Origin of the sequence: Burkholderia theae (assembly GCF_048565265.1) — a bacterium.
Classification (GTDB): Bacteria; Pseudomonadota; Gammaproteobacteria; order Burkholderiales; family Burkholderiaceae; genus Burkholderia; species Burkholderia theae.
In genome coordinates, this window is record NZ_CP183462.1 from 215,824 (window position 1) to 232,838 (window position 17,015).

The window sequence follows — 17,015 nt, forward strand, 5'->3', positions numbered from 1 at the left end:
AGTCGCGCGCGCTTGCCTACACTTGTTGCATCGAAACGCAAGGACGGTCGCGCCCGGCGGCCGCGGGAGACAGCAGCACCATGGACGAGCTTTACACCGAAGACCAGCGGATGATCCGCGACGCCGCGCGCGCTTTTGCCACCGAGGTGCTGGCGCCGAACGCCGCGCAGTGGGACCACGACGCGCAGCTGCCCGACGCCGTCGTTGCTCAGCTCGGCGAGCTCGGCCTGCTCGGGATGATCGTGCCGCAGGAGCTGGGCGGCTCGTATACGGACTACGTCGCGTATGCGCTGGCAATGGAGGAAATCGCCGCCGGCGACGCCGCGTGCGCGACGCTGATGAGCGTGCACAACTCGGTCGGCTGCGGGCCGATCCTCGGTTTCGGCACGCCGGCGCAGAAGGATCGCTGGCTGGCCGACATGGCGTGCGGCCGCGTGATCGGCGCGTTCTGCCTGACCGAGCCGCAGGCCGGCTCCGAGGCGAACAACCTGCGCACGCGCGCGGAGCTGCGCGACGGGAAATGGGTGCTGAACGGCGCGAAGCAGTTCGTGACCAACGGCCAGCGCGCGGGTGTTGCGATCGTTTTTGCCATGACCGACCCGGAGGCCGGCAAGCGCGGCATTTCCGCGTTCCTGGTGCCGACCGATACGCCGGGCTTCATCGTCGGCAAGCCCGAGAAGAAGATGGGCATCCGCGCGTCGGATACGTGCCCGATTACGTTCGAGAACTGCGCGATTCCGGAAGAGAACCTGCTCGGCAATCGCGGCGAAGGGTTGAAGATCGCGCTGTCGAACCTCGAGGGCGGGCGCATCGGCATCGCCGCGCAGGCGCTCGGCATCGCGCGCGCGGCGTTCGACAAGGCGCGTCGTTATGCGGGCGAGCGCGTGCAGTTCGGCAAGCCGATCGCCGAGCATCAGGCGATCCAGCAGAAGCTTGCCGACATGGCCACGCAGATCAACGCCGCGCGCCTGCTCGTGCATCACGCGGCGAAGCTGCGCACGGCCGGGCTGCCGTGCCTGTCGGAAGCGTCGCAGGCGAAGCTGTTCGCGTCCGAGATGGCCGAGCGCGTGTGCACCGACGCGATCCAGATCCACGGCGGTTACGGCTACCTGGTCGATTACGAAGTCGAGCGCCACTATCGCGACGCGCGCATCACGCAGATTTACGAGGGCACCAGCGAAGTGCAGCGGATGGTGATCGCGCGGCAGCTGTGAGCCGTGCCGGCCGTTCCGGCGTCAGTATCACGAAGGGCACGAGGGCAAGGCGGTGAACGCGGCACGCAACGACGTGACCGTGCGCCGCGCAAGAGGGAAGAATCGGGCATGCGCTGCAGCGCGTGCGCCGGTTGACCGCGAGGCATGGAGACTGGAGAAGACGATGACGGTACAGGCATTCCTGGACGCACGCGACTTTCTGCTGCGCCATCGCACCGACTACGAAACCGCCTACCGCGATTTCGAGTGGCCGGTGCTCGATGCGTTCAACTGGGCGCTCGACTACTTCGACCCGATGGCGCGCGGCAATGACCAGCCCGCGCTGTGGATCGTCGACGCGGCGACCGGCACGGGCGATCCGTACTCGTTCGCGCAGATGTCCGAGCGTTCGTCGCGGATCGCGAACTGGTTGCGCTCGATCGGCGTCGTGCGCGGCGACCGGATCCTGCTGATGCTGCCGAACCGTGTCGAGTTGTGGGACGCGATGCTCGCCGCGATGAAGCTCGGCGCGATCGTGCTGCCCGCGACCACGCAACTGTCGCCCGACGACGTGCGCGACCGCGTGCAGCTCGGCGGCGCGAAATACGCGATCGTCGACGAGAACGAAACCGAGAAGTTCGAACAGCCCGACCTCGGCCTTGCGCAGAAGATCGTCGCCGGCGCGCCGCGCGCGGGCTGGCTCGCGATGAACGACGGCTACGCGGCGAGCGTCGCGTTCGAGCCGGACGCCGTCACGCACGCGGGCGATCCGATGCTGCTGTACTTCACGTCCGGCACGACGTCGAAACCGAAGCTCGTCGAGCATACGCACCGCACCTATCCGGTCGGCCATCTGTCGACGATGTACTGGGTCGGCCTGCAGCCGGGCGACATCCACTGGAACATCAGCTCGCCGGGCTGGGCGAAGCACGCGTGGAGCTGCTTCTTCGCGCCGTGGAATGCGCAGGCGTGCGTGTTTGCATTCAACTACGCGCGCTTCGAGCCGAAGGTCGTGCTCGATGCGCTCGTCAAATACCAGGTGACGACGCTGTGCGCGCCGCCGACGGTGTGGCGCATGCTCGTCCAGCAGCCGCTTGCATCGTTCGACGTGAAGCTGCGCGAGATCGTCGGCGCGGGCGAGCCGCTGAATCCCGAGATCATCGAACGCGTGAAGAAGGCGTGGGGCATCGCGATCCGCGACGGTTACGGCCAGACCGAGACGACCTGCCTGATCGGCAACTCGCCGGGCCAGCCGGTCGTCGCGGGCTCGATGGGCCGGCCGCTGCCCGGTTACCGCATCACGCTGCTCGACCCGGATGGCGCGCCCGTCGAAGAGGGCGAGGTCGCGCTGCCGATCGGCGCCGACGTCACGCGCCCGGTCGGGTTGATGACCGGCTACGCGAACAACCCCGACGCGACGGCCTACGCGATGCGCGACGGCCATTACCGCACGTCGGACATCGCGATGCGCCGCGACGACGGTTATTACGTGTACATCGGCCGCGCGGACGACGTGTTCAAGTCGTCCGACTACCGGCTGAGCCCGTTCGAACTCGAGAGCGTGCTGATCGAGCATCCGGCGATCGCCGAGGCGGCCGTCGTGCCGAGCCCCGACCCCGTGCGGCTGTCGGTGCCGAAGACCTTCATCACGCTGCGGCAGGGCTACGAGGAAAGCCCGGCGCTCGCGCTGGAGATCTTCCGTTTCTCGCGCGAGAAACTCGCGCCGTACAAGCGCATCCGCCGCCTGCAGTTCGCGGAGCTGCCGAAGACGATCTCGGGGAAGATCCGCCGCGTCGAGCTGCGCCGCCGCGAGATCGAGCGCGGCGACGACGCAACCGCGCGGATGCCCGGCGAATACTGGGAAGAAGATTTCGCCGCCGAATTGAAATGACCGACCGCGGGCCGCGCGTGTTGCGCGGCCCGCCGATGCATCGAACCGGCTGCCTGCGCGCGACGTCGCGCGGCGGCACTCCCAAGGAGAGTCAACTGATGAACGCGAATCCGACGCCCCGTACGGGGCAAGACGTGCCGACGGTCAAGCTGCTGATCGACGGCGCTTTCGTCGAGTCCGCCACGAACGAGTGGCGCGACATCGTCAACCCGGCGACGCAGCAGGTGCTCGCGCGCGTGCCGTTCGCGACCGTCGCCGAAGTCGACGCGGCCGTGCAGGCCGCGCACGCCGCCTATGCGACGTGGAAGAACACGCCGATCGCCGCGCGCATGCGCATCATGCTGAAGTTCCAGGATCTCGTGCGCACGAACCAGCAGCGCATCGCGAAGACGCTCACGGCCGAGCAGGGCAAGACGATTCCCGATGCCGAAGGCGATATCTTCCGCGGCCTCGAAGTGGTCGAGCACGCGTGCTCGATCGGCTCGCTGCAGCTCGGCGAATTCGCGGAGAACGTCGCAGGCGGCGTCGACACCTACACGCTGCGCCAGCCGCTCGGCGTGTGCGCGGGCATCACGCCGTTCAACTTCCCCGCGATGATTCCGCTGTGGATGTTCCCGATGGCGATCGTGTGCGGCAACACGTTCGTGCTGAAGCCGTCCGAGCAGGACCCGATGTCGACGATGGAGCTCGTCGAACTCGCGATCGAGGCCGGCGTACCAAAAGGTGTACTGAACGTCGTGCACGGCGGCAAGGAAGTCGTCGACGCGATCTGCACGCATCCGCTCGTGAAGGCGATCTCGTTCGTCGGCTCGACTGCCGTCGGCACGCACGTGTACAACCTCGGCAGCGCGCACGGCAAGCGCGTGCAGTCGATGATGGGCGCGAAGAATCACGCGGTGGTGCTGCCCGATGCGAACCGCGAGCAGACGATCAACGCGCTCGTCGGCGCCGGCTTCGGCGCGGCGGGGCAGCGCTGCATGGCGACGTCGGTCGCGGTGCTGGTGGGCGAAGCGCGCGACTGGCTGCCCGATCTCGTCGCGAAGGCGAAGCTTCTGAAGGTGAATGCGGGCGCGGAAGCCGGCACCGACGTCGGCCCGGTCGTATCGAAGACCGCGAAGGAACGCATCCTGTCGCTGATCGAAGCGGGCGTGGAGGAAGGCGCGAAGCTCGAACTCGACGGCCGCGGCGTGGCGGTGCCCGGCTACGAGCACGGCAATTTCATCGGCCCGACGATCTTCTCCGGCGTGAAGACCGACATGTCGGTCTACACGCATGAAATCTTCGGCCCGGTGCTGGTCGTGCTCGAAGCCGACACGCTTGACGACGCGATTGCGCTCGTCAACGCGAATCCGTTCGGCAACGGCGTGGGCCTGTTCACGCAGAGCGGTGCGGCCGCGCGCAAGTTCCAGAGCGAGATCGACATTGGCCAGGTCGGTATCAACATCCCGATTCCGGTGCCCGTGCCGTTCTTCAGCTTCACCGGTTCGCGCGGCTCGAAGCTCGGCGATCTCGGCCCGTACGGCAAGCAGGTCGTGCAGTTCTACACGCAGACGAAGACGGTCACCGCGCGCTGGTTCGACGACGACACGACGGCCGGCCCGGTGAACACGACGATCCGGCTGCATTGAGCCGGGAGGACACGAACATGAAAATCGGTTTTATCGGCCTCGGCCACATGGGCGCGCCGATGGCGCTGAACCTGCTGAAAGCGGGCCATGAAGTGCACGCGTTCGACCTCAGCGCGGACGCATTGCGCGCGTTGCAGGACGCCGGCGCGCAGGTGGCGGCGTCGCCGCGCGACGCGGCAGCTGGCGCGACGTTCGTCATCACGATGCTGCCGGCCGCGCCGCACGTGCGTTCGGTGCTGTCCGGCGAGAACGGCGTGCTGGCCGGCCTCGGCGCGGGCGCGACCGTGATCGATTCGAGCACGATCGACCCGGCGAGCGCGCAGGCGTTCGGCGCGCTGGTGCGCGAGCACGGCGGCGCATTCGTCGATGCGCCGGTATCGGGCGGCACCGGCGGCGCGGCGGCCGGTACGCTGACCTTCATGGTCGGCGGCAGCGATGCCGATTTCGAGCGCGTGAAACCCGTGCTCGCGGGCATGGGCAAGAACATCGTCCATTGCGGCGCGACCGGCATGGGGCAGGTCGCTAAGGTCTGCAACAACCTCGTGCTCGGCATCTCGATGGCGGCCGTGTCGGAGGCGATGTCGCTCGGCGTTGCGCTCGGCATCGATCCGAAGGTGCTGGCCGGCATCGTCAATACGTCGACGGGCCGCTGCTGGAGCTCGGACACCTACAACCCGTATCCGGGCGTGATCGACACCGCGCCGTCGTCGCGCGGCTACTCGGGCGGCTTCGGCACCGACCTGATGCTGAAGGATCTGGGCCTCGCGAACGACGCCGCGAAGCAGGCGCGCCAGCCCGTCTATCTCGGCGCGCTCGCGCAGCAGCTGTACCAGACGATGAGCATCCGTGGCGACGGGCAACTCGATTTCTCGGCGGTGATCCGCCTGTACCAACCGGCAACGAAGAAGGACGCGTGATGATCGAACTGGACTACGTCGACGACGGCGCGATCGCGTGCGCGACGCTCAAGCGTCCGCCCGCGAATGCCTTTACCGCCGACGGCCTGCAGCAACTGCAGGAAACCGTCGCCGAACTGAATGCGAACCCGCGCGTGCGTGCACTGGTGATCACCGGCGACGGCCCGAAGTTCTTCAGCGCGGGCGCCGACCTCAACACGTTCGCCGACGGCGATCGCGCGGTCGCGCGGGCGATGGCGTCGCGCTTCGGCGCGGCGTTCGAGGCGCTGCACGATGCGCGCGTCGTGACGATCGCGGCGATCAACGGTTATGCGATGGGCGGCGGCCTCGAATGCGCGCTCGCGTGCGACCTGCGGATCGCCGAGACGCATGCGCAGATGGCGCTGCCCGAGCCATCGGTCGGCCTGCTGCCGTGCGGGCTCGGCACGCAGACGCTGCCCTGGCTCGTCGGCGAAGGCTGGGCGAAGAAGATCATCCTGACCGGCGCGCGCGTCGACGCGGCGACGGCGCTCCGGATCGGCCTCGTCGAGGACGTGGTCGACAGCGGCGCGGCGCGCGATGCGGCGCTGGCGCTGGCGCGCAACGTCGCGCGGCAGAGCCCGCATGCGGTCGCATACAGCAAGGAACTGATCGGCCTCGCGCGCCGCGGTGTGCCGCGCAGCGCGGCGCTCGCGGTCGAGCGCGAACGCTTCGTCGACCTGTTCGAGACGAACGATCCGCGCGAAGGCGTGGCCGCGTTTCTCGGCAAGCGCGCGCCGCAGTGGCACACCGACGGAGAACCGCAACGATGAGCTCGCCGGTCACGACTCACGACACCGTCACGGAACCCGCATCCGACGTGCTGTTCCGCGTGGTGAACCGCGTGGCGCTGATCACGCTGAACCGGCCGGCCGCGCTCAACGCGCTGTCGTACGCAATGATCGGCGAGCTGGCCGCGCTCCTCGAGCGTTGCCGTCACGACGACCAGATCGTCGCGGTCGTGCTGCGCGGCGCGGGCGAGAAGGGCTTCTGCGCGGGCGGCGACGTGCGCGCGCTGTACCGGATGGTCGCGCAGCGCGAGACCTGGCTGCCGTTCTTCGTCGACGAATACCGGCTCGACTACGCGATCCACACGTTCCCGAAGCCGGTGGTCGCGCTGATGGACGGCGTGACGATGGGCGGCGGCATGGGGCTCGCGCAAGGTGCAACGTTGCGGGTCGCGACCGAGCGCAGCAAGATCGCGATGCCCGAGACGCGCATCGGTCTCGTGCCGGACGTCGGCGCGACGCATTTCCTGTCGCGCATGCCGGTCGAGCTTGAACTGTACGTGGGGCTGACCGGCGCGATGCTGTCGGGTGCCGACGCGCTGAGCGCGAAGCTCGCGGACCTGTGCGTGCCGTCCGCGTGGCTCGACACGTTCGAGACGCGCATCGAGTCCGTCAAGTGGGACGGCGATGCGTTGCCGGCGCTGCGCAAGGTGTTCGAGCCGCCGTGCAACGTCGTGCCGCATGCGGCGCTCGACAGCCAGATGCCGTGGATCGTCCGTCATTTCGACAAGCGCTCGACCGTCGAGCGGATCGTCGCGACGCTGACGCAGGATCTCGCACGCGACGAGCTGACGCGCGAGCACCGTCAATGGTTGCAGGCGACGCTCGACGCGCTGTCCAGCCACTCGCCGACGATGCTGTCCGTCACGCGCGAGGCGCTGCTGCGCGGCCGCCAGATGACGCTCGCCGAATCGTTCCGGATGGAGCTCGGCATCGTCGCGCGCGCGATCGAGGAAGGCGACTTCTGCGAGGGCGTGCGCGCGCATCTCGTCGACAAGGATCGCAAGCCGCGCTGGGCGCCCGCGTCGCTCGTGGAGGTGCGCGCCGAACGCGTGCGGCATTTCCTGACGTCGCCGTGGAAGTTGTTCGCGCATCCGCTCGTCGATCTCGGCGGGGCGTGATGGCCCGACGCGCCGTACGGCGCGTCGGTTTCATCTCCTCTCACTCCACTTCTTCGCGGCGCTCGATCATCGGCGGCACCGCCTGCGCGAGCGCGTCGATCACGCAACGCGTCTTGCGCGGCAGGTAGCGCGTCTTCGGCCAGATCGCGTGGATGTCGCCTTCGCACACAAAACAGCGGTCGAGTACGACCGCCATCTCGCCGCGCTGCACGTAGTGATCGAGCAGCCAGCTCGGCAGCCATGCGATCCCGAACCCCGACGCGCCGGCCGCCGCGATTGCCTGCACGTCGTCGAAACTCAGTTGGTGCTGCATGTCGACCCGCACCGTCGAGCCGTCCGGCGCGCGCAGATCCCACGGCTGCGGCACGCCCGAGCGTGAATACGCGATCGTCCGGTGGTTCTTCAGATCGTCGAGCGATTTCGGCATCCCGTAGCGGGCAAGATACGACGGCGCCGCGCCGAGGCTGCCGTATTGCGTGCCGAGCCGCCGCACCGCGAGGCTCGTGCTGTCCGCGAGCGTGCCGATCCGCACCGCGAGATCGATGCCTTCCTCGACGAGATCGACGAAGCGGTCGGTGATCGACACGTCGATCCGCAGGTGCGGATAGGTGCGCGCGAGGTCGAGCACGATAGGCGTCACGCAGTGGTGCCCGAACGCGAGCGGCACGCTCAGCCGCAGCTTGCCGCGCGCCTCGTTGCGGCCGCAGTCGAGATCGGCTTCCGCCGCTTCCAGTTCCGACAGCGCGCGCACGCAGCGGTCGTAGTACGCCTGGCCGTCGTCGGTCAGGCTCTGGCTGCGCGTCGTGCGCTGCAGCAGCCGCGCGCCGAGCCGTTTCTCGAGCCGCGCGATCGCCTTGCCGACCGCCGAACGCGTCATGTCGAGCCGCTCCGCGGCGAGCGCGAAGCTGCCCGATTCCACCACCTGGACGAAGGTCGTCACGCCGTCGAGTCTGTCGGTCATGGCAGGTTTGCGTTGATTGGGTCCTGTGATTCCCCAGTTCCGAGAAATGCGTGCGTCAATGGGGAGGGAAATTCTCACTATAGTACCGATTCCCGTTCAGCGTGCGTTGCCGGCCGCACGCAGCGAACCCCTCTCACTGGAGGCGCGCGGCCTGTCGCCGGGCCGCGGCGCAATACGCATGACGCTATCCGACTCCCGCAGGAATGCGGTCGCACTCGCGGCCGTCTGTCTCACGTCGCTGATGTTCGGCCTCGAAATCTCGAGCGTGCCGGTGATCCTGCCGACGCTCGAACACGTGCTGCACGGCGATTTCAACGGCATGCAGTGGATCATGAACGCGTACACGATCGCGTGCACGACGGTGCTGATGGCGGCCGGCACGCTCGCGGACCGGTTCGGCCGCAAGCGCGTGTACGTGATCGGCACCGTGCTGTTCGGCGCGACGTCGCTGCTGTGCGGGCTCGCGCCGAACGTGCCGGTGCTCGTCGCGGGCCGTCTGCTGCAGGGCGCCAGCGGCGGCGCGATGCTGATCTGCCAGATTGCCGTGCTGTCGCACCAGTTCCGCGAGGGCCGCGAGCGCGGCCGGGCATTCGGGATCTGGGGCATCGTGTTCGGGATCGGGCTCGGCTTCGGGCCGATCGTCGGCGGCGCGATCGTCGCGCTGGCAAGCTGGCCGTGGGTGTTCCTCGTCCATGCGCCGCTCGCGGCGATCGCGCTCGCGCTGATCGGCGGCGCGGTGCAGGAATCGCGTGATCCGCATGCGGGCACGCTCGATGTCGCGGGCATCGTCACGCTGTCGCTCGCGGTGCTCGGCCTCGCGTTCTACATCACGCAGAGCGCGGCGCTCGGGTTGACGAGCGCGGCCGGCCTCGGCGTGCTCGGCGCGACCGTGCTGGCGCTCGTGGGCTTCTTTGTCGCGGAACGCGCGAGCGCGCGGCCGATGTTCGACTTCTCCGTGTTCCGGATCCGCGCGTTCACCGGCGCGATCTTCGGCTCGATGGGGATGAACTTCAGCTTCTGGCCGTTCATGATCTACCTGCCGATCTGGTTCCAGGTCGCGCTCGGCTACGACAGCGTGACGGCCGGCCTCGCGCTGCTCGCGTACACGCTGCCGACGCTGGTCGCGCCGCCGTTCGGCGAACGGCTCGCGCTGCGCTACGGGCCGGGCGTCGTGATCCCGGGCGGGCTGTTCACGATCGCGGCCGGTTTTGCGCTGATGCGGCTCGGCAGCGCGGCCGATCACGCGAGCTGGCTCACGATGCTGCCCGGCTGCGTGATCGCCGGCATCGGGCTCGGGCTCACGAACACGCCCGTCACCAACACGACGACGGGCGCGGTGCCGAGTTCGCGGGCCGGGATGGCATCGGGCATCGACATGAGCGCGCGGATGATCTCGCTCGCGCTGAATATCGCGGCGATGGGCTTCGTGCTGGTCGCGGGGATCGTCGCGAGCCTGAGGGCCGGCGTCGCGGGCACGATCGGCGACGCGGCGCTGCGCCGGCTCGCGCAGGAGATCGCGTCGGGCCGCACCGACGGGCTGCAGCAGATCGCGCCGGCGCTCGCGCAGGCCGACCCGACCGGCGCGGCGCTGCACGCGGCGCTCGTGCACGGGTTCGGCTGGGTGATGGTGTACGGCGCGGTGGGCGTGGCCGTGCTCGCGACCGCGAGCGCGGTGGCGTTCGCGCCGGCGCGGCGCGGGGCGGCCGTGTGCGAATGACGCGCCCTGACCGGCGCGCTTGCCCGCCGGTCAGGACGTCCCGCCGCCGAGCGCGCGATAGAGCGTCATCTGATTGTTGAGCCGGTTCAGACGCGTCAGTTCGTCGGCACTCTGCGCGTTCCTCAGTACCTGCTGCTGGTCGAGCCACGGCTGCACGGCGGTCGCGCCGGCCGCGAACCGTGCGGCAGCCAGCTGCTCCGCGCGCTGCGCCTGCGCCAGCGACAGCGCGCGCTGCTCGGCCTCGCGTTCGAGCTGCACGCGCGCCGACAACGCATTCTCGACTTCCGCGAGCGCCGTATAGAGGCGCTGACGGAACCCGACCACCGCTTCCTCGTATTGCGACTTCGACACTTTGATCTGCAGTTGCATCGTGTTCCACTGGATGAACGGCAGCGCGAGGCCGAGCCCGAGCGTGCCGACCGGATTCGCGAGCACGCGCTCGAGGCTCGTGCTCGACGTGCCGGCGCTGCCGGTGAGCGTGAAGGTCGGGTAGAAGCTCGTGCGCGTCGCGTCGACTTGCGCGAGCGATTCGCGCAGCCGGAATTCCGCCGCACGCAGGTCGGGGCGCCGGCCGAGCAGACTGGCCGGCAGCCCGGCCGCCACTTCCGGCGGCGGCGCGTCGGGCAGCGCCGCCGGTTCGGCGGCGAGCTGTTGCGGCGGCCGGTCGAACAGGATCGCGAGTGCGTGGCGGTTCTCGGTGCGCTGCTGGATCAGTTGCGTCTGCGCGGCGCGTTGCGCGGACAGGCTCTGTTCGGCCTGCGCGAGATCGAGCCCCGATACGGCGCCGGCCGTGTGCTGCGACCGGACGATCGCGAGCGTGCGTGCCGCATACGCGATGTTCGCGTCGCCGAGCGCGATCTGCCGGTTCAGATAGCCGATCTGCCAGTACAGCGACGCGGTCGTGCCGATCAGCGACAGCCGCGCGGCCTCGAGATCGGCGGCCGTCGCGTCGGCTTCCCAGCGCGCGGCGTCGCGCAGTGCGGCCAGCCGGCCCCACAGGTCGATTTCATAGCTCAGCGAACCGGTGACGCCGCTCGACCGGCTCATCTGGTGCGTATCGAGCGTGCGCGACACGGCGCCGTTCGCACCGAGCGACACGGTGGGCGTCAGGTTCGTGTCGACGAGCCCGGCCTGCAGTTGCGCGCGATACACGCGGATCGCCGCGATCGAGAGGTCGTTGTTGGCGCGCAGCGCGTCGTCGATCAGCCGGTCGAGTTGCGGATCGCCGAAGCTGCGCCACCAGTCGCGCGTCGTGACCGGCGCGTCGGCCGCGACCGGCGCCGCCCAGTTCGCGGGCATCGCGACGGCGGGCAGCGGTGCATGGCGGGCGCCCGTGCAGCCGGCCAGCAGCGCGGCAGCGCATGCGAATGCGCCCAGGCGGCGAAGCGGTGAGGAAAACGTCATGGCAGGGCTCCGTCAGTCGCGCGCGAGCGCATCGATCGGATCGAGCCGCGACGCGTTGCGTGCGGGCATGAAGCCGAATATCACACCGGTGAGCGTCGAGCAGACGAACGCCGTCACGATCGCGCCTGCGGAGAACACCATCTTCCATTGCGCGACGAACATCGAGAACACGGCGCCGAGCCCGAACGACAGCGCGATGCCGATCGTGCCGCCGAGCAGGCAGACGAGCACGGCCTCGACGAGGAACTGCTGCAGGATGTCGGACTGGCGCGCGCCGACCGCCATCCGGATGCCGATTTCGCGCGTGCGCTCGGTGACCGACACGAGCATGATGTTCATCACGCCGATCCCGCCGACGACGAGCGAGATCACGGCGATCAGCGACAGCAGCAGCGTCAGCGACTGGCCGGTTTTCTCGACGGTCTTGACCACGCTGTCCATGTTGTACGTGAAGAAGTCCTTGCGGCCGTGGCGCTGGGTCATCAGTTTCTCGAGGCTTTTCTCGGCGGCGGCGCTGGGTTGCCCGTCGCGCACGCGCACGGTGATGCTGTCGAGATAGCGCTGGCCGAACAGGCGCCCGCTCGCGGTCGTGTACGGCACCCACACGTTCAGGCTTTTCACGCTGCCGAACGCGCTTTTCTTGTCGGCCGTGACGCCGATCACGACGCACGGCACGTTGTCGACCAGGATCACTTCGCCGACCGGATTGCGCGTCGCGCCGAACAGCTTGCGGCGCGTGTTCTGGTCGATCACGGCGACCTGCGCCTGGCGGCGCACGGAATCCTCGTCGAACGCAACGCCCAGCGCGAAACGCATTCCGCGCGCCTGGAAGAAACGGTCGCCGACGCCGCTCACGAGCGCGTTGACGTCGACGTTGCGGTAGCGCAGCAGCAGCGTGCGCGACGTTTCGGGCGTCGCGCTGTCGACGTACGGCTGCTCGGTGAGCGCGGCGACGTCGGCGGGCACGAGCGTCTGGATCGTGTCGGCGCGGCTGTCGCCCCAGTCGGTGCCCGGATAGATGTTGATCGTGTTCGTGCCGATGCTGCCGATCTCGTCGAGCATGTAGCGCTTCGCGCCTTCGCCGATCGCGACGATCGACACGACCGACGTGATGCCGATGATGATGCCGAGCATCGTCAGCAGCGTGCGCAGCCGGTGCGACACGAGCGCGATCCACGCCATCCGGCAGGCTTCGGCGAAACGGCCGGTGCCGGCCGCGAAGCGGCGCGTGCGCGTGCCGGTTTCGGCGTCGGCGCCGGCGGGCGGTGGCGTGTCGTGGCTTTCGCCTGCGGACGGCGTGCCGGCCGTCGCATCGTCCGCACCGATGCCGACTTCCGCGAGGGCTTCCGCATAGTGGCGATTCGGCCGGTCGGCGACGATCTCGCCGTCGCTGATCTCGATGATGCGCCGCGCGTGGCGCGCGACGTCCTTGTCGTGCGTGACGATGACGATCGTATGGCCGAGCGCGTTCAGCTCGTGCAGGATGCGGATCACGTCCTGGCCGCTTTTCGTGTCGAGCGCGCCGGTCGGCTCGTCGGCGAGGATCACCTGGCCGCCGTTCATCAGCGCGCGCGCAATGCTCACGCGCTGCTGCTGGCCGCCGGACAGTTGCCCGGGCCGGTGGTGCGCGCGATCCGCGAGCCCGAGGCGCGCGAGCAGCTCGCGTGCGCGTTCGTGCCGCTGCGTGCGCGTGGTGCCCGCATAGATCGCGGGCATTTCGAGGTTCGCGACCGCGTCGACGTGCGGCAGCAGGTGATAGCGCTGGAACACGAAGCCGAAGTGCTCGCGGCGCAGCTGCGCGAGCTCGTCGCTGTCGAGCATGTGCGTGTCGCGTCCGCCGACCGTGTAGGTGCCTTCGCTCGGATGATCGAGGCAGCCGAGGATGTTCATCAGCGTCGACTTGCCGGAACCGGACGCGCCGACGATCGCGACGATCTCGCCCGCTTGGATCGACAGGTTGACGTTGTGCAGGACGACGACGTCCTTGTCGCCGGCCGGAAAGCGCCGCGTGACGCTCGAGAGTTTCAGCAGGGGCTGGCTCATCGTCACACCGCGTCCGCCAGCGGCGCGTGTTCGTCCGCGGCAGCTTCGCCGATCACGACGCGCTCGCCGTCCTTCAGGCCGGCCTGCACCTCGACGCGCACGTTGTTGTTGATGCCGATGCGAACGTTGCGCGTTTCCGTGCTGCCGTCGGCGCGCAGCACGCGCACCGCATAGGTGCCGTCCTTGTGCTTCTCGCCGAGCGCGGCGGCCGGGATGCTGAGCGCATTGCGCGCATTGCCGAGCACGATGCTGATCTGCGCGGTCATCGAGATGCGCAGCCGATGCTCGGGATTCGGCACTTCGAACAGCGCGTTGTAGAACACGGCGGCGTTCGGCTTCGAGCCGCCGCCTGCGCCGCCGCCGAGCGCGCTCTGCGCGTCGGCGAAGTTTTGCGGCGCCGGCTCGATCGCGCGCAGCTTGCCGTAGTGGCGCTTGTCCGGTTCGCCGAGGATCGTGAAATACGCGGTCTGGCCGGCACTCACGCGGATCACGTCGGCTTCGGACACCTGCGCCTTCACGGTCATCGTGTCGAGATCCGCGAGCTTCAGGATCACCGGCGCCTGCTGCTGCGCGATCACGGTCTGGCCTTCCTGCGTGACGATCGCGACGACTTCGCCGTCGATCGGCGCGACGATGCGCGTATAGCCGAGGTTGGCCTGTGCGGTTTCGATCTGGATGCGGGCCGAGCGGATCTGCGCGGCGAGCGACGAGAGCGTCGCGCGCTGCACGTCGAGCGTCGCGCGCGCGGCCTCGAACGATTCGCGCGACGTCGCATCGTCGGGCAGCATCGCCTGCTGGCGCCGGAACGCGAGTTGCGCCTGCGTCAGTTGCGCGGCGGTCGATTGCTGCTGCGCGCGCAGGCTTTCTTCGCTGGCGCGCGCCTGGCGCAGCGCGTTTTCCGAGATCACCGGATCGATTTCGGCGAGCCACTGGCCCTTCGCGACCTTGTCGCCGAGCTTCACCTTCAGCGTCTTCAACTGCCCCGACACCTGCGCGCCGACGTCGACCTGTTTGAACGCCTGCAGCGCGCCGGTCGCGAGCACCGCGTTCTCGAGATCGCCGCGCGTGACGGGCGCGGACAGGTACTGCGGATGCTTGTCGGGTGCGCAGGCCTTCAGCGTGGCGCCAGCGGCGATCGCGACGACGGCGAGGGAAGCCAGCACGATGCGCCGGCGGCGATGGGTCTTCTGAGTCATGAGAGCGCAGCGAGGATGAAGCGGGCGCCGGCGATGCGTGCGGCCGACCGGGACGATCCGGTCGGCGTCGCATGTCGGGCGCGTTGCCCGCGACGGAATCCGCGTACGCATCGCGCGGGCGTGCCGATTCGAATCAGGCGCTCATGGTAAGCGAGGAATTCACGACAAATCGTGTGGAAATTGTGCTGAATTGTGCGAACGACACTGTCGGATCGAATGCTGAGCGCTGTCATCGGTGCAATGGGTGGAATTGGCGAGCGAGTTCAAGTGCGCGGTGACCGTAATTGCGCACTTTAGCTCGTCGACTGCGAGCGACAGGAAAACGGTCTTCGCGGTTTTGCGGCGAACAAGAGGTCGGAAAGCGGAGGTCGTTACATTTGGTCGATTCTGGTGGTCAAATCCTTTCCGGAAATAAATCCTTCGACCCTTTCGCCGGACGGCAGGAATGTGGTAGGTGTTCCCTTGATGTTCAGTTTTTTCCCCAATGAGATTAACTCTTGGATGACGGCGGATTGACACGGCGTCCGACGTGCGGCGATTTTCCCTCTTTGCACCCACTGCTTCCATGCCAGAGGCGGATTGTCAGAACAAAGGATCATCTCGGATTTTGCGACGGAGTCGGGCGAAAGGGTGGCTTGCAGGAAAATATAAATAGTTGCGTTTGGGACTTTGTCCAGTTCGGGACTCATTTTTTTGCAGAATGAGCAATTTGGGTCGAAGAAGGTGGCGATTATTCGTTTGCCGTTTCCGTTTTTTATTTTTATTGCGTGCTGAAATGGAAGGTCGGAAATGGCTATGCGATTGATTTCATTGAAGCGGTTCTCTGTAAGATTTTGTTGAGTGGTGGCATTGATTATGTTTCCAATGATCACGTGCCTGCCCATCTGGTCACTGTAGAAAACTCGAGAGTTGGCGACTACTTCGTATAAGCCAATGATTGGAGATTCGCGGACGCCTTCTATTTTTAGCTCAGGAATTTTCTCTTGAAGGATCTGCTTCAATTTCTCTTCTTGGGCAGCAAATGAAGCGCTGTGCATGGCGGCAAGGACGGTGACCAGAAGCAACGCTGCTTGCAATTTCGAATTTCCGGGCATGGTGATTGAATATCGTAGTCCGTGCGATTGTGCGGAAGTGTGGCTCACGGGGTCGCCAGCCGTATCTGGGTTTGTGTAATGTCTGAGTCAGTCTGTTTTTCTATGATGCCTTTCGTGGCTAGCTGCTCAAGTCGCTGGTATAGAAAAATGTCACCCGGAAATTGCTGGCGCTCGGCATGGAGGTGTTCCATTGCGCGCAGTACTGGTAACGGCGAGGGCTCCCAGTCGGTCGCAACGGAATCGATGATGTATTTGTCGAAACTTGATGACGTGAAGGATTGGAGTTTTCCAGCAGGGTTGATTAACCTGAAGTCGGAATTTTCATTGACCAACGTATTCCATTCCTGAATGTATGCGTCAATTTCTCTCGCCCCATTTTTAATGGCGTGATCAAGGAACTCGGCAAGATTCTCGGAGTTCGGTGATGTCGAGGTAACGTGAGTGCTGTTGTGCGGAATCAGGGAGAATTGACGTGGCCTGCTTGTGCTTATCCAGTGTAGAAAATTTGCATACTCATCGGATGAAAATGCATCTATCCACGCGTAAATTTCCCTGGACTCATCGAGGGAAATAGACGGGTTGTGAGTTATTGGATTTTCTGGTGTATAGCCAAAATGTTCGATAAACCACGATGTGAGCGTTTGGGCGCTACGGTTTTTGAGTGGCCCGAAGTGCCAGTCTCCATTGATGAGAATGCACGACCCAGTTATGTTTTTTGTTGAGACTGCAGATGAAACAGCGTCGAAGGCAGCCTCTGAGAATGTCACGTGAAGTATTTTTGTATGAGGTGTGTTGGAACTCATTGAGGTGCCTCGAGTGTGATTTTTGAAGTTGACGAATGCTAGGTGATTTTTAATAAAATGGCAAATTCGCCGCGTGTGAATGATGATTGGTGTTTGTTGATTGATATTTCTCGTTTGCCAAATTGGGGCGCTCGCGGCGAAAGAGTTGGTATTTACACGGTGCAGCCGCTTATCATCGGCCACCATCCATTCGAGCGATTGCATCTATTCAGACAATCTGCGCATTTCGTCATGCCAGAAT

General features: G+C 66.5%; 13 protein-coding genes. 7 read left to right on the plus strand and 6 right to left on the minus strand.

Annotation, left to right across the window (positions count from 1 at the left end):
• The first annotated feature begins 80 nt into the window (after positions 1-80).
• The 6 genes from ACN22W_RS18495 to ACN22W_RS18520 all read left to right on the plus strand — a co-directional run bounded on the left by ACN22W_RS18495 (position 81) and on the right by ACN22W_RS18520 (position 7,556).
• Positions 81-1,214, plus strand: coding sequence for an acyl-CoA dehydrogenase family protein (locus tag ACN22W_RS18495; protein WP_048243653.1), 1,134 nt, complete (start codon positions 81-83; stop codon positions 1,212-1,214).
• Between the two features lie 163 nt (positions 1,215-1,377).
• The gene (locus tag ACN22W_RS18500; RefSeq protein ID WP_419688906.1) at positions 1,378-3,084 is read left to right on the plus strand and encodes an AMP-binding protein; all 1,707 of its coding nucleotides are present in this window, start codon (positions 1,378-1,380) and stop codon (positions 3,082-3,084) included.
• A 98-nt stretch (positions 3,085-3,182) separates the two neighbouring features.
• Positions 3,183-4,712, plus strand: coding sequence for a CoA-acylating methylmalonate-semialdehyde dehydrogenase (locus ACN22W_RS18505; RefSeq protein ID WP_343493397.1), 1,530 nt, complete (start codon positions 3,183-3,185; stop codon positions 4,710-4,712).
• A gap of 17 nt (positions 4,713-4,729) precedes the next feature.
• On the plus strand, positions 4,730-5,629 hold the full coding sequence (mmsB, locus tag ACN22W_RS18510; protein ID WP_419688907.1) for a 3-hydroxyisobutyrate dehydrogenase: 900 nt from the start codon (positions 4,730-4,732) through the stop codon (positions 5,627-5,629).
• On the plus strand, positions 5,629-6,420 hold the full coding sequence (locus tag ACN22W_RS18515; protein WP_419688908.1) for an enoyl-CoA hydratase: 792 nt from the start codon (positions 5,629-5,631) through the stop codon (positions 6,418-6,420). Before mmsB ends, ACN22W_RS18515 begins: the two co-directional genes overlap by 1 nt.
• Positions 6,417-7,556 (plus strand): enoyl-CoA hydratase/isomerase family protein, encoded by a 1,140-nt coding sequence (locus tag ACN22W_RS18520; protein WP_419688909.1) that lies wholly within the window; start codon positions 6,417-6,419, stop codon positions 7,554-7,556. The genes ACN22W_RS18515 and ACN22W_RS18520 overlap by 4 nt, the downstream gene beginning before the upstream one ends.
• A gap of 40 nt (positions 7,557-7,596) precedes the next feature.
• On the opposite strand, the gene ACN22W_RS18525 is transcribed toward ACN22W_RS18520, so the two are convergent.
• Complete coding sequence (locus ACN22W_RS18525; protein WP_129515532.1) at positions 7,597-8,517, minus strand: LysR family transcriptional regulator; 921 nt, start codon at positions 8,515-8,517, stop codon at positions 7,597-7,599.
• A 178-nt stretch (positions 8,518-8,695) separates the two neighbouring features.
• On the opposite strand from ACN22W_RS18525, the gene ACN22W_RS18530 reads away from it, so the two are divergent.
• Positions 8,696-10,234, plus strand: a complete 1,539-nt coding sequence (locus ACN22W_RS18530; protein ID WP_419688910.1) for an MFS transporter — start codon at positions 8,696-8,698, stop codon at positions 10,232-10,234.
• Positions 10,235-10,264: 30 nt separating this feature from the next.
• On the opposite strand, the gene ACN22W_RS18535 is transcribed toward ACN22W_RS18530, so the two are convergent.
• From ACN22W_RS18535 to ACN22W_RS18555, 5 genes are all read right to left on the minus strand, one after another.
• Entirely contained in the window at positions 10,265-11,638 is a 1,374-nt protein-coding gene (locus ACN22W_RS18535) for an efflux transporter outer membrane subunit (protein ID WP_419688911.1), read from the minus strand.
• A gap of 12 nt (positions 11,639-11,650) precedes the next feature.
• On the minus strand, positions 11,651-13,681 hold the full coding sequence (locus tag ACN22W_RS18540; protein WP_419688912.1) for a MacB family efflux pump subunit: 2,031 nt from the start codon (positions 13,679-13,681) through the stop codon (positions 11,651-11,653).
• 2 nt (positions 13,682-13,683) lie between these two features.
• A complete protein-coding gene (locus tag ACN22W_RS18545) occupies positions 13,684-14,877 on the minus strand; it encodes an efflux RND transporter periplasmic adaptor subunit (protein ID WP_419688913.1) in 1,194 nt (397 codons plus the stop codon).
• 371 nt (positions 14,878-15,248) lie between these two features.
• Entirely contained in the window at positions 15,249-16,019 is a 771-nt protein-coding gene (locus ACN22W_RS18550) for a DsbC family protein (RefSeq protein WP_419688914.1), read from the minus strand.
• Positions 16,016-16,978 carry a DUF3658 domain-containing protein gene (locus ACN22W_RS18555; RefSeq protein WP_419688915.1) on the minus strand — a complete coding sequence of 321 codons (963 nt, stop codon included), beginning with the start codon at positions 16,976-16,978 and terminating at the stop codon, positions 16,016-16,018. Before ACN22W_RS18555 ends, ACN22W_RS18550 begins: the two co-directional genes overlap by 4 nt.
• Positions 16,979-17,015 lie beyond the last annotated feature (37 nt).